Consider the following 20,806-nt stretch of genomic DNA (forward strand, 5'->3'; position numbering starts at 1 on the left):
CGGTGCGGGTTTCGTCAGGGGCGCCGGGAGGCCGCCGTGCGCCGCTTGTTGCGGGTGGCGGCGGTGTGGCCGGTCGCGATCAGCAGAGCGAGGGCCGCCGCGGCAGTCGGTACCGCGAAGCCGGTGGCCGGGGACAGATGCTCCGCCGCCCAGCCGCCGACGGCGGAACCACCGGCGACGCCGCCCAGCAGGCCGGTGACCGCGAGGGTCATGCCCTCGTTCAACCGGCCCTCGGGGGTGCGCTGCTGTACCAGGGTCATCGTCGTGACCATGGTGGGGGCGGTGGCCATGCCCGCCAGCAGGAGGGCCGGTGCCAGGGCGGTCAGCGAGCCGGTGGTACGGGCCGCGAGCAGGGGCAGGCTCATCAGGCCCGTCATGGCGGCCAGGCACCAGGGGTGGTGGAGCTCGGCGGGTCCGGTCGGCTTCAGCGCGCCGTACAGCAGGCCGGCGGCGCACGACCCCGCGGCCTGGAGGGCGAGTACGGCACCCGCGGCCGACCTGTGCCCCTGCGCGTCCGCGAACGCGATGGTGACGACCTCCATCGAACCGAAGACCGCGCCGGTGGCGAGAAGACCGAGCAGGAGCGGGGGCATGCCGGGGGCGCGGAGCGGTGGAGCCGCTCCGGTGCCCCGGCTCGGCGGCGGTTCCGTCGCCCGCTGCGCGGTGAAGAGCAGCATGCCCGCCATCAGCAGGATCCCGCCGGCCAGGGTGCCCGCCTCCGGGAACAGCGTGCCGCACAGGAAGGCGGCGAGCACCGGCCCGAGCATGAAACACAGTTCGTCCGCAGCCTGTTCGAAGGAGTTCGCGGTGTGCAGGGCCTCGGGCTCGCTCTTGAAGAGATGGGCCCAGCGAGCGCGGGACATACCGCCGATGTTGGGTGTGGTGGCCGTGGCGGCATAGGCGGCGAAGAGGGTCCAGTCCGGGGCGTCGTAGTGCACGCAGAGGAGCAGGGACAGGCCGCCGAGCAGGGCGAACGCCGTCGCGGGTACGGCGATCCGGGCCTGGCCGTGGCGGTCCACCAGGCGCGCGACCCAGGGCGCGACGACGGCCGTGGCCAGCAGACCGGTGGCGGTGACGGCGCCGGCGAGCGCGTACGAGCCGCGCGCCCCCGCGATCATGATCACCGCGCTCACACTGAACATGCCCATGGGGAGCCGCGCCACGAGGTTCCCGATCGTGAAGGCAAGCGTGCCGGGCAGGGCGAAGAGACGGCGGTAGGGGTTCCTGGACGGATCTGCTGCGGAGGCGGCCTGCGACATGGATCAACCCTCGCCCAGGCTCTGACCTGGCGTCCAACACCGAAATCCATGGCGATTGACGCACCTGGGTTGTAGGTTTCCCGGATGCCCGCCACCGGCCTCGACACCCGCCTCCTGCGCTCGTTTCTCGCCGTGGCGGAGGAGCTCCACTTCACCCGGGCGGCGAGCCGTCTCTACGTGGCCCAGCAGGCGCTCAGCCGCGACATCCGCCGGCTGGAACGGGAACTGGGCGCCGAGCTGTTCGTCCGCACCACCCGCCAGGTGGCGCTGACACCCGACGGCGCGCGCCTGCTGCCGTACGCGCGCCGGGTCCTGGAGGCGCAGAGTGCGCTGCTCGCCGCGTTCGGGCGGGCCGCGGAGCCCGAGCGGCCCCTGCTGGTGGACGTCAACAGCCCCGGTCTGATCGGCGGCCGGGTCCTCGAACGGGCTCGTGAACTCGTCCCGGACATCGACCTGATGGCGCGCTACGAAAGCGGGCTGACCGGGGCCGCCGCGGAGATACTGGCCGGACGCCTCGATGTGTCCTTCGGGCGGTTCGCGGGACTGGACCCTGCGGTCCGGGCGCGGCTGGACCAGCAGCCGGTGCGCTACGAGCGGATGGCGATCGTCCTGCCCGAGGACCATCGGCTTGCGCCCCTGGCCGAGGTGCCGCTGTCCGAACTGGCCGGTGAGACCGTGTACGCGGGTGCCGGGAACCCGAGGACCCCGGAGTGGACGGACCTCGCGCGGCGCCTCTTCGAGAACCGGGGCATACGGCTGGCGCCCCCCGCTCCGCTCGCCGTGGGCGCGGAGGAATTCCAGCGGATCATGGCGAAGCGGGGAGACCCGATCCTGGCCGTGGTGGACTTCCCACCCCTGCCGCGGATGGTGCTGCGGCCGCTGGTCGACCCGGTTCCCCTGTCACCCGTGTCCCTGGTGTGGCGAAAGGGCGTGGCCCATCCCGGAATCGATGCGCTTCGACGGTCTGCGGTCGAACTGGGTGCGGAGGACCGGTGGTTGCGCCCCGCGGACGGGGCATGGCTTCCGGCCGCGGACGCACTTGTGATGGGCGCCGGCTGAGTCCGGGGCCGGGCCCGGAGGTCGAATCGCGGCACCGGTCAGGCCTTCGCCGCCGGCAGAGCCCTGTGCCCAGGGCGTTTCGACGACCGGGCGGCGGCCCGCCTCACCGTGTCCCTTCGCAGCGCGTGAGAGCAACGTTCCCTTCCGGTCACCCGGGGCCACAGCGCGGAAACGCGTTGTTCCTACCTTCGGGTCTCGTCAGCGCGTACGACGTCAGGGCACCGGAGAACCGTGGAGGCGCCATGTCAGCCCCGAACACAGCTCCCGCACCGCGCGGGGGAGGCCGCTGGATCGACCACTGGGACCCGGAGGACGAGACCTTCTGGAGGCAGACCGGGGAGAGGACCGCCCGGCGCAATCTCGTCCTGTCGGTCCTCTCCGAGCACATCGGCTTCTCGGTCTGGACCCTGTGGTCGGTGCTCGTGCTCTTCATGGGACCCGAGTACGGCCTGACTCCCGCCGACAAGTTCCTGCTCACCTCGGTGGTCACGCTCGTCGGGGCCGTCGTCCGCGTGCCCTACACCTTCGCGGTGGCCGCCTTCGGCGGGCGGAACTGGACGGTCGTCTCCGCCGGTCTGCTGCTGATCCCGACCGTCGCCGCGTTTGCCGTCATGGAGCCGGGTACCTCCTTCTCCACCTTCCTGTGGGTCGGGCTGCTCGCCGGAATCGGCGGCGGCAACTTCGCCTCCTCCATGACCAACATCAACGCCTTCTTCCCGTTGCGGAAGAAGGGATGGGCCCTCGGACTCAACGCCGGCGGGGGCAACATCGGCGTGCCCGTCATCCAGCTCGTCGCGCTCGCGGTCATCGGCGCGAGCGGTGGGCCACGGGTGCTGCTCGGGATCTACATCCCGCTCGTGGTCGTGGCCGCCGTGCTCGCCGCGCTGTTCATGGACAACATCACGTCCGTCAGGAACGACACCGGCGCCGCCCTCGAGGCCGCGAAGGACGTCCACACCTGGATCATGTCCTTCCTGTACATCGGCACCTTCGGGTCCTTCATCGGCTACAGCTTCGCCTTCGGGCAGGAGCTCCAGAACGAGTTCGGACGGACTCCGCTGCAGGCGGCCTACCTCACCTTCATCGGCCCGCTCCTCGGCTCCCTCGTCCGCCCCGTGGGCGGCCGGCTCGCGGACCGGTACGGCGGTGCGAGGATCACCCTGTGGAACTTCATCGCCATGGCCGCCGCCACCGCGGTGCTGGTCGTGGCCGGTGCGCGGAAGTCGCTGCCGCTGTTCGTCGCCGTCTTCGTGGTGCTGTTCGTGCTCAGCGGGCTCGGCAACGGATCGACGTACAAGATGATCCCCGGCATCTTCCGGACCAAGGCCGCCGCCCGGGGGCTCACCGGGGAGGAGGCCGTCTCGTACGGCCGCCGGCTGTCCGGTGCCGCCATGGGGCTGATCGGGGCGGTGGGCGCGCTCGGCGGCGTGGGCATCAACCTCGCCTTCCGGCAATCCTTCCTCTCCCATGGATCGGGGACGGGCGCGTTCCTGGCCTTCCTCGCCTTCTACGCCGCGGCGTTCGCGGTGACGTGGGCCGTATACCTTCGCCGTCCGGCCGCCGAACCCCGGGCCGACGTCGCTGCCTCGGAGGCGAAGCCGCAGCTCGGCTATGCCGAGGTGTGACGTAACACCGGCGACATGGAGTCGAACCGGGCCCGTCACGCGCCGTTGACAGGCTCGGTCGGCATCCGGGTACCCCGGTACGTCAGGCAGGCAGGCAGTTACGACGACTCGAGTGCGGGACGACAGCCATGGACGACAACCAGCACCGAACCGAACACGGCCCGCTCGGGGGGTTCACCGTGGGGGTGACGGCCGCGCGGCGGGCCGACGAGCTGGGCGCCCTGCTCCAGCGGCGCGGTGCGGCGGTGCTGCACGCCCCCGCCCTGCGCATCGTTCCGCTCGCCGACGACGGCGAACTGCTCGCCGCCACCGAGGAGCTGATCGACCGGGCGCCGGACGTCGTGGTCGCCACCACCGCGATCGGCTTCCGGGGCTGGGTCGAGGCCGCCGACGGCTGGGGTCTCGGGCGGGATCTGATCGCCCGGCTGCGCGAGGTGGAACTGCTGGCCCGCGGACCGAAGGTCAAGGGCGCCATCCGCGCCGCCGGACTGACCGAGGAGTGGTCGCCCACCTCGGAGTCGATGGCCGAGGTACTGGACCGGCTGCTGGACGAAGGCGTCGAAGGGCGCCGTGTCGCCGTCCAGTTGCACGGCGAGCCGCTGCCCGGCTTCGTGGAGGCGCTGCGGGAAGGGGGTGCCGAGGTCGTCGGGGTGCCCGTGTACCGGTGGATGCCGCCGGAGGACCCGGCGCCCCTCGACCGGCTGCTCGACGCGACCGTCGCACGGGGGCTCGACGCCCTCACCTTCACCAGTGCGCCCGCCGCCGCGTCCCTGCTCTCCCGGGCCGAGGAACGCGGGCTGCTGTCCGCGACGCTCGCCGCCCTCCACCACGACGTGGTGCCCGCCTGCGTCGGCCCCGTCACCGCGCTTCCGCTCCAGGCGCGGGGCCTCGACACGATCCAGCCCGAACGCTTCCGGCTGGGCCCGCTCGTCCAGCTGTTGTGCCAGGAACTGCCCGGCCGGGCCCGTGCGTTGCCCGTCGCGGGCCACCGGGTGGAGATCCGCGGGCATGCCGTGGTGGTGGACGGGGAGCTGCGGCCCGTGCCGCCCGCCGGTATGTCCCTGCTGCGTGCCCTGTGCCGGCGCCCGGGCTGGGTGGTCGCCCGGGCCGAGCTGCTGCGGGCACTGCCGGGCGCCGGGCGGGACGAGCATGCCGTGGAGACGGCGATGGCCCGGCTGCGCACGGCCCTGGGGGCGCCCCGGCTGATCCAGACCGTGGTCAAGCGCGGCTACCGGCTCGCGCTCGACCCGGCGGCCGAGTCCAAGTACGCCGACGTGTGAGCCGTCCTGCCGGGCGACCGCCCCGGGGCGCGTGGGCGCGTGCGCGGTCCTCGTCGGACGCGGGGCGAACGGGGCCTTTCCGGTGCGGGTGCGGACGGGCATCGTAGTGGGTACGAACGGGGGTACGACCTCCGGTACGGCTCTCCCGGCAGCGCCCTCGAGCGGACACGTCCGCCCGGTGGACCTCACCGGCCGCCCACGGCGGCAACCCAAGGCGGTGACAGGCACATGGCAACCGGCGCCACGGCCTCCTACGAGCTGCGGTTCGACTCCGGGCGGATCTGCCTGGACCTGCTGGCGACGACGCATCCCGAGGAACGGCTCGACTCGGTGGAGCGGTTGCGGGCGTGGATCGCCGGTGCCGGGCTCGTCCCGGCGGGCACGCCGCTGGCCGAGGTGGACCCGGACTGGCTGTCGGCCTTCCTCGAACTGCGTGCTCACATCGGCCAGTTGGTGCGCGGGGAATTGGAGGGCCGGCCGGCCGACGGGGCGCTGGCGCGGGTGAACACGGTGGCACGGGGAGCACCGCCTGCGCCGTGCGCGATGCGGGCGGCGGACGGCGGGCTGGTGCGTGGGCTGCGTACGGTGCCGCGCTGCGAGGAACTGCTCGCCGTGGTGGCCCGCGAGACGATCGAACTGCTGACGGACCCCGCTGCCCGGGCGAGCCTGCGGCAGTGCGAGGGCGACAACTGCCCCATCGTGTACCTGGACACGTCCCGGGGCCGCCGTCGCCGCTGGTGCTCGAGCGAGGTGTGCGGCAACCGGGAGCGCGTGGCCCGCCACCGCCGGCGGGCCGCGCTCGCCCGGGCCTGAACCCCGCGGCGCCCGGAGCCTGCCGCGCCCGGAGCCCTGCCGCGCCCGGAGCGGGCAGTCCCGTGCCCGGCCGACGTCCGTACCGCGGAACGGGACCGCGGAGGGGGAGAAAGCGGAATGGTGACGGAAAGGGATCGGACCGTCGCCGAAAGTAGGCCTTCTGTCGCAGAAAAAGAGGCTTTCGCGGAACTCGCTGGAAACGGGCGAGTCATGGCAAATGGTGGCCGAATCCGAAACGGACCGTGAAGACCTCGACAATTCCTCCATCGAAGTCAAGGGAAATTTTCACAGGATGATCCGGCGTGCCGCGGGAGTGAAGCCCGCTGCCGCTGTGACCTGCGTCTCTCGGGCGCAGCGGCCGTATGTCCCCTTGAGGGAGAAATGAGTGCCCAGCGGTGTGGCCTCCCACACCTCGCCCAAGAAAATTCTGGTCTCACTTTGAACACGGTGGTGCCCGCTCCCGTATCCCGATGCGAGCGACCGACTGGGGGAACCCCCGGACACCGGAGGTAGGCGTGCGCAAGGATTCCGCCGTGGCTGATGAACGAAGGCCAAGGGCCCGACATCGCATGACCTCGTCCGCGGCGTCCTCCTCGCCGGAACCCGACGAGGAGCTGATGCGTGCCCTGTATCGGGAACACGCGGGACCCCTGCTCGCCTATGTGCTGCGCCTGGTCGCCGGCGACCGGCAGCGCGCCGAGGACGTCGTGCAGGAGACACTCATCCGTGCCTGGAAGAACGCCGGTCAGCTCAATCGAGCAACCGGTTCGGTACGCCCCTGGCTGGTGACGGTCGCCCGGCGCATCGTCATCGACGGTCACCGCAGCCGGCAGGCCCGGCCGCAGGAGGTCGACCCGTCGCCGCTGGAGGTCATCCCCGCGGAGGACGAGATCGACAAGGCGTTGTGGCTGATGACACTGTCGGACGCGCTGGACGACCTGACCCCGGCCCACCGGGAGGTCCTGGTCGAAACGTACTTCAAAGGGCGTACGGTCAATGAGGCGGCCGAAACGCTCGGCATCCCCAGCGGAACGGTGCGCTCAAGGGTGTTCTACGCCCTGCGGTCCATGAAGCTGGCACTGGAGGAGCGGGGGGTGACGGCATGAGCAATGTGTACGGGGGGTTCGGCACTGGCGGCCCTGGGGCCGTGCGAGGTCCACAAGGCCCCCAGGGACAGGGCGACATCCACGAGACCGTCGGCGCCTACGCCCTCGGGATCCTGGACGACGCCGAGGCCACGGCCTTCGAGGCCCACCTCGCCACCTGCGACTGGTGCGCACAGCAACTGGACGATCTCGCGGGCATGGAGCCGATGCTGGCCGCCCTCGCGGATCTGCCCGGCAGCCAGGGGTCTCCGGCCATCGGCGAGTCCCTGTCGGCCAGGCCCAGCCCCCGGCTGGTCGAGCGGCTGATCGACGACGTGTCCGAACGGCGGGCCCAGAAGCGCCGTCGCGGTTTCTACCTCGTCGCGGCGGCGGCCGCCCTGATCATCGGCGGTCCGCTCACCGTGATGGCGGTGAACGGCGGCAGTGACCAGGGCGCCACCGATCCGATGGCCATGGGCCCCGCCCAGCAGGCCTTCCAGGTCATGAGCGACAAGCACGCGGGGACCGACCCGAGCACCAAGGTCAACGCCGTGGTGGCGATGGAGCCCAGGGACTGGGGCACGCACGCGGTGCTCCAGCTGAAGAACGTCACGGGTCCGCTCAAGTGCTCGCTGATCGCCGTCGGCAAGAACGGCGAGCGCGAGACGGTCACCTCGTGGGCCGTCCCGAAGTGGGGCTACGGCATCACGAACGCCAAGACCGAGCAGGCCAAGGAGCCCCTCTACGTCCACGGCGGCGCCGCCTTCACACCGAACGAGATCGACCACTTCGAGGTCATGACCTTCGACGGGAAGAAACTGGTGGAGGTGGACGCGTAGGCGTTCCCACACCTGCCTGAGCAACCCCGCGGCGTACGAACGAGGGACGCCGCGGGCCGACTCGTGTGGGGGTCCGGAGCAGGCCGTAGCCTCTTCGGGCCCCCTTCGCGTACGGTAGACGGCTGCCCAGCACGTCAGAAGGGGGCCCGGTGGCCGCTCAGGTTCAACAGGAAACCGCGCTCGGCCCGGTCGGCAAGTCCGCGCACGACTCGCTCCGCGACCGGGAGATCAGCGTCGAACAGGAACACCTGGACCGGGTGTACCGGCGCTTGGAGGAGAAGATCCACGAGGCGGAGTTCCTGATGCACGACGCCGCCCAGCGCGGGCACGTCGGCACACCAGGAGCCCTGGCCGAGCGGGACGCGCAGGTCTTCCGCGCGGGCGTACACCTGAACAGGCTCAACAACGAGTTCGAGGACTTCCTCTTCGGCCGCATCGACCTGCTGCGGGGCAGGGACGGCAAGAAGGGCCCGGACGGCGCGTACACGGCGGTCGAGCCCGCCGAGGGCGCGGTGCGGCCGGACAACACCGCCGACATCGCCGAGACCCTGCACATCGGCCGTATCGGAGTCCTCGACGAGGAGTACGCGCCGCTGGTCATCGACTGGCGCGCGCCCGCCGCGGCTCCCTTTTACCGCTCCACACCGGTCGACCCCGGGCGGGTGGTCCGCCGCCGGGTCATCCGCTCCAAGGGGCGCCAGGTGCTGGGCGTCGAGGACGACCTGATGCGGCCCGAGCTGACGGCGACCCTCGACGGCCGCGAACTGCCCGTGATCGGTGACGGCGCCCTGATGGCGGCCCTCGGCCAGGCCCGCACGCACACCATGCGGGACATCGTGGCGTCGATCCAGGCCGAGCAGGACCTGGTGATCCGGGCCCCCGCCTCCTCCGTGACCTACGTCGAGGGCGGTCCCGGCACGGGCAAGACGGCCGTCGCCCTGCACCGGGCCGCCTACCTCCTCTACCAGGACCGGCGCAGATACGCGGGCGGCATCCTGATCGTCTCGCCCACGCCTCTGCTGGTCGCGTACACCGAAGGAGTGCTGCCCTCGCTGGGCGAGGAGGGCCAGGTCGCCATCCGGGCGATCGGCTCGCTCGTCGACGGGGTGCAGGCCACGCTGTACGACTCCCCGTCGGTCGCCCGTGCCAAGGGCTCGTACCGCATGCTCAAGGTGCTGCGGAAGGCCGCCCGCGGCGCCCTGGAGACCAACGAGGCACCCACCCGGCTGCGGGTCGTCGCATTCGGCCGCCGCCTCGAACTGGAAGCCGAGGAACTGGAGCGCATCCGGCGCACCGCCCTGGGCGGCACCGCCCCGGTGAACCTGCTGCGCCCGCGCGCCCGCAAGCTGCTGCTCGACGCCCTGTGGGCGCGCTCCGGCTCGGCCCATCGGCACACCGACCCCGAACTGGCCGCCGAGCTGCGCTCCTCCTTCGACGAGGACGTCGCCTCGGAGGACGCCTTCCTCGACTTCCTGGCCGCCTGGTGGCCGGAGCTGACCCCGCAGGCCGTGCTGGACACCATGGCCGACGAGAGGCGTCTCGGCCGCTGGGGGCGGCGCATCCTCAGCCCCGGCGAGGTGCGCAGGGTCGCGCGCTCCCTGAAGCGGGACGGCCTGTCCGTGCACGACGTGGCGATGCTGGACGAGCTCCAGGCCGTCCTCGGCCAGCCGGCCCGCCCGAAGAAGAAGCGCGAGCTGGACCCGCTGGACCAGCTGACCGGGCTGGAGGAGCTGATGCCCGTCCGCGAGGAGACCCAGCGCGAGCGCGCCGAGCGGCTCGCGGCGGAGCGTACCGAGTACGCGCACGTGATCGTGGACGAGGCGCAGGACGTCACCCCGATGCAGTGGCGGATGGTCGGGCGGCGCGGCCGGCACGCCACCTGGACGGTGGTCGGCGATCCGGCCCAGTCCTCCTGGTCCGATCCGGACGAGGCGGCCGAGGCCCGTGAGGAGGCCCTGGGCACCCGCCCGCGCCGCCGTTTCACCCTCACGGTGAACTACCGCAACCCGGCGGAGATCGCCGAACTGGCCTCGAAGGTGCTGGCGCTCGCGATGCCGGGCTCCGAGTCCCCCTCCGCCGTGCGGTCCACCGGTGTCGAGCCGCGTTTCGCGGCCGTGCACGGGTCGCTGGGCCGAACGGTCCGCGAGGAGGCCGCCAGGCTGCTGGCCCGCGTCGACGGGACGGTCGGCGTCGTCGTCGCCATGAACCGGCGCGACGAGGCGGCCCGCTGGCTCGAAGGGCTCGGCGACCGGGTGGTGGCGCTCGGCAGCCTGGAGGCCAAGGGGCTGGAGTACGACGCGACCGTCGTCGTCTCGCCCGCGGAGATCGCCGACGAGAGCCCCGCGGGACTGCGCGTGCTCTACGTGGCCCTCACCCGGGCGACGCAACAGCTGACGGTGGTCTCGGGGGAGCGTGACGAACCGGACAGTGCCGGAGTTCCGGACCTGTTGCGGGACTGATCGGGGGAGGCCTGCGCGGGTCGGCGGAAATGAACTTCCGGTGCGGGAATGGCCTTACGGGATCCGTTTGTTAGCCTGGGTGTGACACCGGCTCGATCCAAGCCCCCGGGCCCAACCTTCGTCGCTACGAGCGACCACTTGCCGCGAGGCGAGCATGGCGGGTCGGTGTCATGAACGTCGCAGAGGTCCGCGTCACGAGGTGGCGCGGACCTCTGGCGTCTGTGGTGACACTCTTGGCCGCCGCGACCGCCCTCTCGTATGGTCAAAGATGCTTTCCGAACGTACGCCGGCTGAACACAAGGTTCGCAATCCGGGGCGGCTACCACGTACTCCCCGGTAGGTGCGACGATCGGACGGCACATACGCGACACGGTGAAAGCAGAGGAAGTCGGCCATGGCAACGGCGCCCAGCGTCTCCTACTCGATGACGGTCCGGCTGGAGGTGCCCGCGAGCGGAACCGCGGTCTCCCAGCTCACCACGGCCGTGGAGTCCTCCGGAGGCTCGGTGACGGGCCTCGACGTCACCGCGTCGGGCCACGAGAAGCTCCGTATCGACGTCACCATCGCCGCCACCTCGACCTCCCACGCCGAGGAGATCGTCGGGAAGCTGCGCGGCATCGAGGGCGTGACCCTGGGCAAGGTCTCGGACCGTACCTTCCTCATGCACCTCGGCGGCAAGATCGAGATGGCGTCGAAGCACCCCATCCGCAACCGTGACGACCTCTCCATGATCTACACCCCGGGCGTGGCGCGCGTCTGCATGGCGATCGCGGAGAACCCGGAGGACGCCCGCCGTCTGACCATCAAGCGCAACTCCGTTGCGGTCGTGACGGACGGGTCGGCCGTGCTGGGCCTCGGCAACATCGGCCCGAAGGCCGCACTGCCCGTGATGGAGGGCAAGGCGGCGCTCTTCAAGCGGTTCGCCGGCATCGACGCCTGGCCGCTCTGCCTCGACACCCAGGACACCGACGCGATCGTCGAGATCGTCAAGGCGATCGCCCCCGGCTTCGCCGGGATCAACCTCGAGGACATCTCGGCACCCCGCTGCTTCGAGATCGAGGCACGGCTGCGCGAGGCCCTCGACATCCCGGTCTTCCACGACGACCAGCACGGCACCGCGATCGTGGTGCTCGCGGCCCTGACCAACGCGCTTCGTGTGGTGGGCAAGGCGATCGAGAGCGTTCGGGTCGTCATGTCGGGCGCGGGCGCGGCCGGTACGGCGATCCTCAAGCTGCTGCTCGCGGCGGGGGTGAAGAACGCGGTCGTCGCCGACATCCACGGCGTCGTGCACAGCGGCCGCGAGGACCTGGTGGCCGCCGCCGCGGACTCGCCGCTGCGCTGGATCGCCGACAACACCAACCCCGAGGGCCTGACGGGCACGCTCAAGGAGGCCGTGCACGACGCGGACGTCTTCATCGGCGTCTCCGCCCCGAACGTCCTCGACGGCGACGACGTCGCCGCCATGGCCGACGGCGCGATCGTGTTCGCGCTCGCGAATCCCGACCCCGAGGTCGACCCCGCAATCGCTCGTCAGACGGCGGCCGTTGTGGCCACGGGCCGCTCCGACTTCCCGAACCAGATCAACAACGTCCTGGTGTTCCCCGGCGTCTTCCGCGGTCTGCTGGACGCGCAGTCCCGCACCGTCAACACGGACATGATGCTGGCCGCCGCTACCGCCCTCGCGGACGTGGTGACCGAGGACGAGCTGAACCCGAACTACATCGTCCCGAGCGTCTTCAACGAGAAGGTCGCCGGCGCGGTGGCGGGTGCGGTGCGGGAAGCGGCGAGGACGGCGGCGTCGGGCCAGCAGTCCGGCCCTGTCGCACTGTGACCATGGCCACGGTGGCCGCGTGTCCGGCGCGTCGCGGAACCCCGGAGCCCTGGCCGCCCTCTATGGTGGCGGCCAGGCTCATGGCCCCAGGGGCCTGCGGTCCGTTGCCGGGAGGGGGCGGAGCGTCACCACAGCGAGGCCGTGGCGCTTTCGTGTGACTCCCAAGGGTGTTCTCGTGGCTCCTACGGGTGCCGGATTGGCTTTCCCGCCGCAGGTGGGGGCAGGATGCGTCTTCGGGCGCGAGGGTCTGACGACGGACCCGGGTCCGGGGACCCACCGAGGACCCTGGCAGCATCGGCTTCGCCGTGCCCATCATGCGGCTCCGCCGCGTGGCACGCCTCAACGGCAAGAAGAACACGGGAGTAACAACATGAACCGCAGTGAGCTGGTGGCCGCGCTGGCCGACCGCGCCGAGGTGACCCGCAAGGACGCCGACGCCGTGCTGGCCGCGTTCGCCGAGACCGTCGGCGAGATCGTCGCCAAGGGCGACGAGAAGGTCACCATCCCCGGCTTCCTGACCTTCGAGCGCACCCACCGTGCCGCTCGCACCGCGCGCAACCCGCAGACCGGCGACCCCATCCAGATCCCGGCCGGCTACAGCGTGAAGGTCTCCGCGGGCTCCAAGCTCAAGGAAGCCGCCAAGGGCAAGTGACCTTGCCGGTCGTACGCCGCGGGACGGCGTACGAGGCCGTACCGTCACGGAACGGCGCAACACAGGCCGTACCGCCACGGGACGGCGTAACGAGGCCCGCAGACGCTCCTCGGGACGGCGTACGGGCCCAGTAAGGCCGAAGGGGCGGTCACCCGGTTCGGGTGGCCGCCCCTAGCGCTGTCCTGGTGGCCTCAGCCGAGCGCCTTGCCCGGCAGCTCGACCTTCGCGCCCAGCTCCACGAGCTTGTCCATGAAGTTCTCGTAGCCGCGGTTGATGAGGTCGATGCCGTGGACCCGGGACGTGCCCTGGGCGGCGAGGGCCGCGATCAGGTACGAGAACCCGCCGCGCAGGTCGGGGATGACCAGGTCGGCGCCCTGGAGCTTGGTCGGGCCCGAAACGACCGCGGAGTGGAGGAAGTTGCGCTGCCCGAAGCGGCAGTCGGAGCCGCCGAGGCACTCGCGGTAGAGCTGGATGTGTGCACCCATCTGGTTGAGCGCGGAGGTGAAGCCGAGGCGGGACTCGTAGACCGTCTCGTGGATGATCGACAGGCCCGTGGCCTGCGTCAGGGCGACCACCAGGGGCTGCTGCCAGTCCGTCTGGAAGCCCGGGTGCACGTCCGTCTCCAGCGCGATGGACTTCAGCTGGCCGCCGGGGTGCCAGAAGCGGATGCCCTCGTCGTCGATCTCGAAGGCGCCGCCCACCTTCCGATAGGTGTTCAGGAACGTCATCATCGAGCGCTGCTGCGCCCCGCGGACGTAGATGTTGCCCTCGGTCGCCAGCGCCGCCGACGCCCAGGAGGCGGCCTCCAGACGGTCCGGGAGGGCGCGGTGGGCGTAACCGCCGAGTTTGTCCACACCGGTGATGCGGATCGTGCGGTCGGTGTCCATCGCGATGATCGCGCCCATCTTCTGCAGCACGCAGATGAGGTCCTCGATCTCCGGTTCGACGGCCGCGTTGGACAGTTCGGTGACACCCTCGGCGAGCACGGCCGTCAGCAGGACCTGCTCGGTGGCGCCGACGGACGGGTAGGGCAGCCGGATCTTCGTGCCGCGCAGCCCCTTGGGTGCCTCCAGGTACTGGCCGTCCGCGCGCTTCTCGATGGTGGCGCCGAACTGCCGCAGCACGTCGAAGTGGAAGTCGATGGGGCGGCCGCCGATGTCGCAGCCGCCGAGGCCGGGGATGAACGCATGGCCCAGCCGGTGCAGCAGGGGGCCGCAGAAGAGGATCGGGATGCGCGACGAGCCCGCGTGGGCGTCGATGTCAGCGACGTTCGCGCTCTCGACGTGCGTCGGGTCGAGCACCAGCTCACCGGGCTCCTCGCCCGGACGGACCGTCACACCGTGCAGTTGCAGCAGTCCGCGCACCACACGCACGTCGCGGATGTCGGGAACGTTGCGCAGGCGGCTCGGCGCACTGCCCAGCAGGGCGGCGACCATGGCCTTCGGCACGAGGTTCTTCGCGCCGCGGACACGGATTTCGCCCTCCAGGGGGGTTCCGCCGTGGACAAGCAGGACATCGTCGTTGACGGTCATGGATCTCGCGTTCCGTGGAGTTGGGCAGGGGCCGGAGACGTAAGCGTAATGGCCGTCCACCCCCCGCAAGTAAGCCCGAGGACCTCCGGGCTACGTCATAGCTTTGCCACAACACGAACCGTGCGTAACCGGACGCACGGGGTTACCACCCGTCACGGGCGCCCGCACGCCGACCACCCGCCCTCCGCTCTCCCGGCGCCTCTCGGGAACGGGCCCTCACCAGGCGGCCTGTCCGGTCACCGACCGCATTCACCCGCGTACCCGCATTGCCTCTCCACACGGAGGCAAGATGCGGGATCATGTCTGCCATGACCGAGGTGTCCTCGCTCACAGGGCGGCTGCTCGTGGCCACACCCGCCTTGGCGGACCCGAACTTCGACCGCGCTGTGGTGCTTCTCCTCGACCACGACGAGGAGGGCTCGCTCGGTGTGGTCCTCAACCGCCCCACCCCGGTGGACGTGGGAGACATCCTGGAGGGCTGGGCGGAACTCGCGGGCGAACCCGGTGTCGTCTTCCAGGGCGGTCCGGTCTCGCTGGACTCGGCGCTCGGCGTGGCGGTGATCCCCGGCGGGTCCGGGGAGCGGGCCCCGCTCGGCTGGCGGCGGGTGCACGGGGCCATCGGTCTTGTCGACCTGGAGGCACCGCCGGAGCTGCTCGCCAAGGCCCTCGGTTCACTGCGCATCTTCGCCGGGTACGCGGGCTGGGGTCCGGGGCAGCTCGAGGACGAGCTCGTGGAAGGCGCGTGGTACGTCGTCGAGTCGGAACCGGGCGACGTGTCCTCCCCGGAGCCGGAGCGGCTGTGGCGGGAGGTGCTGCGGCGACAGCGCAGCGAGCTGGCGATGGTGGCCACCTACCCGGACGACCCTACGCTCAACTGATGCGTGGGAGTCTTCAGTACTCTTGGCCCTATGAGCACTCTTGAGCCCGAGCGCGGCACTGGTACGGGGACCCTCGTAGAGCCGACGCCGCAGGTGTCGCACGGCGACGGTGACCACGAGCGCTTCGCCCACTACGTCCAGAAGGACAAGATCATGGCGAGCGCCCTCGACGGTACGCCCGTCGTCGCGCTGTGCGGCAAGGTGTGGGTACCGGGTCGCGACCCGAAGAAATACCCCGTTTGCCCCATGTGCAAGGAGATCTACGACTCCATGGGCAGCGGCGACGACGGCAAGGGTGGCGACAAGTAGCGATCGGCTTCCCGCCGGGCATCTGCTGAGCCCCCGGAGTGCACTTCATGCACTCCGGGGGCTTTTGTGTCTTCTGTCGGGGCACTGCCGTTGCACGGGGTGCGTCAGGTGGTCACAGAGTGGTGGAGACCTCTTGTCGTCATGTTCATGTAGTCCCTAGCCTCCGATGTGTTGTGCAGAGCAAAACAGCCATTGCGCATATTGCAACGCGCTCAGCTCCGGAGGATGCTCCATGAAGCTCTCTGCCCCAGCCACCCGTCTGGCCGCCCTTCTGCTCGCGGCCCTCACCGCCGCCTCGTGCGCCCCTCGGACCGCCGACGGCTCCGGCTCAGGAAAGGACGAGAAGACCGGGACCCTGCGGGTGTGGCTCTTCCAGGAGGTCGACAACAAGCCCAAGGAACAGGTCGTCGACCGGGCGGTCACCGCCTTCGAGAAGGCCCACGACGGCGCCGACGTCACCGTCGAGTACATCCCCGTGGAGACCCGCGCCCAGCGCGTCAAGGCCGCCTTCAACGACCCGAAGAGCGCGCCCGACGTCATCGAGTACGGCAACACGGACACCGCCGGCTACGTCAAGGACGGCGGACTCGCCGACGTCACCCAGGACTTCACCGCATGGAGCGAGTCCAAGGACACCGACCCCACCGCACGTCAGTCCGTCACCGTCGACGGCCGCGTCTACGGGGCCCCGTACTTCGTCGGCGTCCGCGCCCTCTACTACCGCACCGACGTCTTCGAGGAACTGGGACTGCAACCCCCGAAGACGCTGGCGCAGTTGGTGGAGACCGCGCGCGCCGTCCACGCGGCCAGGCCCGGTCTGTACGGCCTCGCCGTCGGCGGCGCCTACACCTACGGTGCGCTGCCCTTCATCTGGGCCCACGGTGGTGAACTCGCCGTCGGCAGCGGTGGTTCGTACAGCGCGGCCGTGGACGGCACCGCCGCGAGGGCGGGCATCTCCGCCTACACCTCGCTCTTCGGCAACGGCAACTGTCCCGCCGCCAAGTGCGCGGAAATGGGCGGCAACGACACGGTCACCGCCTTCGCCGCGGGCAAGGCCGCCATGGCGATCGGCGGCGACTTCAGCCACCAGGCGGTCGAGGCCGGGAAGGTCAAGGGCAAGTACGCCGTCGTACCGCTGCCGGGCCTGAAGGAGGGCGAGATCGCGCCGGCGTTCGCTGGCGGCAACAACATCGGCGTCCTGAAGAGCACCGCGCACCGGAGCCTCGCCGTCGACCTCATGGAGCGGCTCGCCTCGAAGCGGACCCAGCAGGAACTCTTCGACGCCATGGGCTTCCTGCCGACGTTCACGGACGTGCGTGAGCAGGTCGCGCGCGAGGAGCCGTTCGTCGAGCCGTTCGTGCGGACGCTCGCCGCGGGCACCAGGTTCGTACCCGTGTCCCCGGCGTGGGCCCGGATCGACGCCTCGCTCGTCCTGCCGACGATGTTCCAGGAGATCGTCAGCGGCAAGAAGGACGTGCGGGCGGCCTCGGCGGAGGCGGCGAAGAAGATGAACGACGCGTTCGGCTCCGCGGGCTGAGCGGGTGGCCGCTCCGGACACGGTCGTGGACCGGCACCCGCCCGCCACCACGACCGTGACACGCACACGGGGAGCGCGGCGAGCGGGCCGCACCCCGTGGCTCTATCTCGCCCCCGCCCTCGTCGTGCTCGGCGGACTGCTGGTCTACCCCGTCTACCAACTCGGCCTGATCTCGGTCCTGGAGTACACCCAGGCCCAGGTCAGCGGCGGCAAGCCGACGAGCTTCCGGGGGCTCGGGAACTACACGACCCTCTTCTCCGACGACCAGTTCTGGTCGGTGCTGCTGGCCACGGTCGTGTTCGCTGCGGCCTGCGTCCTGTGCACCCTGGCCGTCGGCTGCGCGCTCGCCGTGCTGCTCACCCGCGTCCGCGCCGTGCCGCGGCTCGCGCTGATGCTGGCCGCCCTCGGGGCATGGGCGACCCCGGCCGTCACGGGCTCCACGGTCTGGCTGTTCCTTTTCGACCCCGACTTCGGCCCGGTGAACCGCCTCCTGGGACTCGGCGACCACTCGTGGACGTACGGCCGCTACAGCGCGTTCCTCCTCGTGCTGCTCGAAGTCGTGTGGTGCTCCTTCCCGTTCGTGATGGTGACGGTGTACGCAGGGATCCGCGCCGTCCCGGCCGAGGTGCTGGAGGCCGCCGCACTCGACGGCGCCTCGCAGTGGCGGATCTGGTGGTCGGTGCTCGCGCCGATGCTGCGCCCGATCCTGGCCGTCGTCACCATCCAGTCGGTCATCTGGGACTTCAAGGTCTTCACACAGATCTACGTGATGACCAACGGCGGCGGCATCGCCGGGCAGAACCTGGTGCTGAACGTGTACGCGTACCAAAAGGCGTTCGCGTCATCCGAGTACAGCCTCGGCTCGGCGATCGGCGTGGTGACCCTGCTGATCCTGCTGGCCGTCACGCTCGGCTATCTGCGGCTGCTGCGCAGGCAGGGGGAGGAGCTGTGACCCTCGTGAATCTTGTGCGCGGATCCGTTCGCCGTCCCTGGCGGTCGGCGGCGGAGGCGTCGGCGCTGCTGATCGCGGCGGTGGTCGCCTTTCCGCTGTACTGGATGGTGCTGAGCGCCGTGAAGCCGGCAGGCGAGATCGAGTCGACCCGTCCGCGTCCGTGGACCGGATCCCCGACCCTGGATTCCTTCCGCCGCGTCTTCGGGCAGCAGGAATTCGGCCGTTACTTCCTCAACAGCCTTGTCGTCGCGGGCTGCGTCGTCGTCGCCTCGGCACTGATCGCGTTTCTCGCCGCCACGGCGGTGACACGATTCCGCTTCCGTTTCCGGACGACCTTGCTGATCATGTTCCTGGTCGCCCAGATGGTGCCCGTGGAAGCCCTGGCGATCCCGCTGTTCTTCCTGATGCGGGACCTCGGACAGCTCAACACCCTCGGCGCGCTCATCCTGCCCCACATCGCCTTCTCGCTGCCGTTCGCGATCTGGATGCTCCGGGGTTTTGTGAAGGCGGTTCCCGAGGCGCTGGAGGAGGCCGCCCATCTCGACGGGGCGAGCCGGGCACGATTCCTGTGGCAGATACTTTTCCCGCTCGTACTGCCCGGCCTGGTGGCGACGAGTGTGTTCTCCTTCATCTCCGCCTGGAACGACTTCCTGTTCGCCAAGTCGTTCATCATCAGCGACACTTCGCAGTCCACTCTCCCGATGGCACTTCTGGTGTTCTACAAGCCCGATGAGCCGGACTGGGGAGGCGTGATGGCCGCGTCGACGGTGATGACCATTCCGGTCCTGGTCTTCTTCGTCGTCGTGCAACGACGGCTCGTATCGGGGCTGGGCGGATCTCTCAAGGATTGAGGACTGACGTGATGGAACTGATTCCGGCGCCACGCGCCGTCGACGGCCCCACACGCCGCGGTGTCGAGCTCCACGAGCACACCACCCTGTGGGCCGGACCTGGTACGGGGACCACGGAACGCTGGCTGCGCTCCACCCTGGGGCCGGCCCTCGGGCTGCCTCTGACACCCGGTCCGAAGGACGGTGCCAATTCGCTCCGGCTGTGCCTGGACGACGAACTGGAGCCGGAGGCGTACAAACTCTCCGCCGTCGTCGGCCGGGGGCTCGAGATCCGCGGCGGCGGCCCGGCCGGGGTGTTCTGGGGCGCCCAGACGCTGCGTCAGCTGCTCGGCGCCGACGCCTTTCGGCGCGCCCCCGTGCGTCCGGGACTCGTCCACACAATTGCGCACCGGATCATCGAGGACGCACCCCGTTTCGGCTGGCGCGGTCTCATGCTCGACGTGGCGCGGCACTTCATGCCCAAGGACGGCGTTCTGCGCTACCTGGATCTCATGGCCGCCCACAAACTCAACGTCTTCCACTTCCACCTCACGGACGACCAGGGCTGGCGTCTGGAGATCGAGCGGTATCCGCGGCTCACCGAGATCGGATCCTGGCGGGCGCGCACCAGATACGGCCATCGTGCCTCCCCGCTGTGGGAGGAGAAGCCGCACGGCGGTTTCTACACCCGGGACGACATCCGCGAGATCGTGGCGTACGCGGCCGAGCGGCATATCACCGTCGTTCCGGAGATCGACGTCCCCGGGCACAGCCAGGCCGCCATCGCCGCCTATCCGGAACTCGGCAACGGCGATGTCGTCGACACGGGCTCGCTCTCGGTCTGGGACGACTGGGGCGTCTCGAAGAACGTGCTCGCCCCCACCGACGCCACCCTGCGGTTCTACGAGGGGGTGTTCGAGGAGGTCCTGGAACTGTTCCCCTCGACGTTCGTCCACATCGGCGGCGACGAGTGCGCCAAGGACCAGTGGCGGAAGTCCCCGGCCGCCCAGGCGCGCATCGGCGAACTGGGCCTGGCCGGCGAGGACGGACTCCAGTCGTGGTTCGTACGGCACTTCGACGCCTGGCTCACGGCGCGCGGCCGCCGGCTCATCGGCTGGGACGAGATCCTGGAGGGCGGCCTCGCGGACGGCGCCGCGGTGTCCTCGTGGCGCGGCTACGCGGGCGGGGTGACGGCGGCGCGGAGCGGCCACGACGTCGTCATGTGCCCGGAGCAGCAGGTGTACCTGGACCACCGTCAGGACGCCGGAGCGGACGAGCCCGTGCCCATCGGGTACGTGCGCACACTGGAGGACGTCTACCGTTTCGAGCCGGTTCCGCCCCAGTTGACCGAGGAACAGGCGCGCCACGTCCTCGGGGCCCAGGCCAATGTGTGGACCGAGGTGATGGAGGACCAGGGGCGCGTGGACTACCAGACGTTTCCCCGGCTCGCCGCCTTCGCCGAGGCCGTCTGGAGCGATCTGCCCGCGCCCGCGGACCGCGACTTCGCGGACTTCGAGCGGCGGATGACCGCCCACTACCCCCGGCTTGACGCCCTGGGCGTCGCCTACCGGCCGCCCGCCGGACCGCTGCCGTGGCAGCGGCGACCCGGTGTGCTCGGACGCCCGATCGAGGGTGCCCCCCCGAACGTGTGAGGAGGCCCGGGACAGGGAGCCGGGGGACCCGGCTCCCTGGAAACGTGACCCGGCATGGGAAAAAAGTGGCACAAGGGCAACCGAAGAGCGGCAATTCGCCCGCATTTGCGAACGGGTTGCAAAACGGACCATCAACCTGGTGAGAGGGCGAATGCCTCCTAGCGGACCCCTGCGTCAGAGACCCGGGAAGATGTGCCAGAGTTGCCACGTCCGC

17 protein-coding genes are annotated in these 20,806 nt (G+C 70.6%); 15 read left to right on the forward strand and 2 right to left on the reverse strand.

Features of this window, described 5'->3' with window-relative positions:
* Positions 1 to 14: 14 nt before the first annotated feature.
* Complete coding sequence (locus RCR19_RS22580) at positions 15 to 1,259, reverse strand: MFS transporter (protein ID WP_331266772.1); 1,245 nt, start codon at positions 1,257 to 1,259, stop codon at positions 15 to 17.
* An 84-nt stretch (positions 1,260 to 1,343) separates the two neighbouring features.
* Here RCR19_RS22580 and RCR19_RS22585 point away from each other — a divergent pair, with 84 nt between their 5' ends.
* The 9 genes from RCR19_RS22585 (at position 1,344) to RCR19_RS22625 (ending at position 12,902) form a co-directional block, all read left to right on the forward strand.
* Entirely contained in the window at positions 1,344 to 2,318 is a 975-nt protein-coding gene (locus RCR19_RS22585; RefSeq protein WP_331266773.1) for a LysR family transcriptional regulator, read from the forward strand.
* Positions 2,319 to 2,560: 242 nt separating this feature from the next.
* Positions 2,561 to 3,943: a nitrate/nitrite transporter gene (locus RCR19_RS22590; RefSeq protein ID WP_331266774.1), complete on the forward strand. Its 1,383-nt coding sequence runs from the start codon at positions 2,561 to 2,563 to the stop codon at positions 3,941 to 3,943.
* Positions 3,944 to 4,071: 128 nt separating this feature from the next.
* Complete coding sequence (locus RCR19_RS22595; protein ID WP_331266775.1) at positions 4,072 to 5,223, forward strand: uroporphyrinogen-III synthase; 1,152 nt, start codon at positions 4,072 to 4,074, stop codon at positions 5,221 to 5,223.
* A gap of 228 nt (positions 5,224 to 5,451) precedes the next feature.
* On the forward strand, positions 5,452 to 6,036 hold the full coding sequence (locus RCR19_RS22600) for a CGNR zinc finger domain-containing protein (RefSeq protein ID WP_331266776.1): 585 nt from the start codon (positions 5,452 to 5,454) through the stop codon (positions 6,034 to 6,036).
* Positions 6,037 to 6,605: 569 nt separating this feature from the next.
* Positions 6,606 to 7,142, forward strand: coding sequence for a sigma-70 family RNA polymerase sigma factor (locus RCR19_RS22605; protein WP_059127811.1), 537 nt, complete (start codon positions 6,606 to 6,608; stop codon positions 7,140 to 7,142).
* Positions 7,139 to 7,960: a zf-HC2 domain-containing protein gene (locus tag RCR19_RS22610; RefSeq protein WP_331266777.1), complete on the forward strand. Its 822-nt coding sequence runs from the start codon at positions 7,139 to 7,141 to the stop codon at positions 7,958 to 7,960. The genes RCR19_RS22605 and RCR19_RS22610 overlap by 4 nt, the downstream gene beginning before the upstream one ends.
* A gap of 149 nt (positions 7,961 to 8,109) precedes the next feature.
* Entirely contained in the window at positions 8,110 to 10,419 is a 2,310-nt protein-coding gene (locus RCR19_RS22615; protein ID WP_331266778.1) for a UvrD-helicase domain-containing protein, read from the forward strand.
* 394 nt (positions 10,420 to 10,813) lie between these two features.
* Positions 10,814 to 12,250, forward strand: a complete 1,437-nt coding sequence (locus RCR19_RS22620) for an NAD-dependent malic enzyme (protein ID WP_331266779.1) — start codon at positions 10,814 to 10,816, stop codon at positions 12,248 to 12,250.
* Positions 12,251 to 12,620: 370 nt separating this feature from the next.
* Positions 12,621 to 12,902 carry an HU family DNA-binding protein gene (locus RCR19_RS22625; protein WP_007382399.1) on the forward strand — a complete coding sequence of 94 codons (282 nt, stop codon included), beginning with the start codon at positions 12,621 to 12,623 and terminating at the stop codon, positions 12,900 to 12,902.
* Positions 12,903 to 13,093: 191 nt separating this feature from the next.
* Here the strand turns inward: RCR19_RS22625 and murA are convergent, their stop codons facing one another.
* On the reverse strand, positions 13,094 to 14,434 hold the full coding sequence (gene murA / locus RCR19_RS22630; RefSeq protein WP_059127815.1) for a UDP-N-acetylglucosamine 1-carboxyvinyltransferase: 1,341 nt from the start codon (positions 14,432 to 14,434) through the stop codon (positions 13,094 to 13,096).
* 308 nt (positions 14,435 to 14,742) lie between these two features.
* Between murA and RCR19_RS22635 the strand changes: the two genes are divergently transcribed.
* The 6 genes from RCR19_RS22635 to RCR19_RS22660 all read left to right on the forward strand — a co-directional run bounded on the left by RCR19_RS22635 (position 14,743) and on the right by RCR19_RS22660 (position 20,592).
* Complete coding sequence (locus tag RCR19_RS22635) at positions 14,743 to 15,312, forward strand: YqgE/AlgH family protein (RefSeq protein WP_059127816.1); 570 nt, start codon at positions 14,743 to 14,745, stop codon at positions 15,310 to 15,312.
* A gap of 30 nt (positions 15,313 to 15,342) precedes the next feature.
* Positions 15,343 to 15,621, forward strand: a complete 279-nt coding sequence (locus RCR19_RS22640; RefSeq protein WP_079050316.1) for a DUF3039 domain-containing protein — start codon at positions 15,343 to 15,345, stop codon at positions 15,619 to 15,621.
* Between the two features lie 232 nt (positions 15,622 to 15,853).
* Positions 15,854 to 17,158 carry an extracellular solute-binding protein gene (locus RCR19_RS22645; protein WP_331266780.1) on the forward strand — a complete coding sequence of 435 codons (1,305 nt, stop codon included), beginning with the start codon at positions 15,854 to 15,856 and terminating at the stop codon, positions 17,156 to 17,158.
* Positions 17,159 to 17,213: 55 nt separating this feature from the next.
* Positions 17,214 to 18,110, forward strand: a complete 897-nt coding sequence (locus RCR19_RS22650) for a sugar ABC transporter permease (RefSeq protein WP_331269525.1) — start codon at positions 17,214 to 17,216, stop codon at positions 18,108 to 18,110.
* Between the two features lie 5 nt (positions 18,111 to 18,115).
* Positions 18,116 to 18,961, forward strand: coding sequence for a carbohydrate ABC transporter permease (locus RCR19_RS22655; protein ID WP_220293888.1), 846 nt, complete (start codon positions 18,116 to 18,118; stop codon positions 18,959 to 18,961).
* Between the two features lie 11 nt (positions 18,962 to 18,972).
* Positions 18,973 to 20,592, forward strand: a complete 1,620-nt coding sequence (locus RCR19_RS22660; protein ID WP_331266781.1) for a beta-N-acetylhexosaminidase — start codon at positions 18,973 to 18,975, stop codon at positions 20,590 to 20,592.
* The last annotated feature ends 214 nt before the right edge of the window (positions 20,593 to 20,806 follow it).

Origin of the sequence: Streptomyces sp. WAC07094, from assembly GCF_036320405.1 — a bacterium.
Lineage (GTDB): Bacteria > Actinomycetota > Actinomycetes > Streptomycetales > Streptomycetaceae > Streptomyces > Streptomyces lannensis.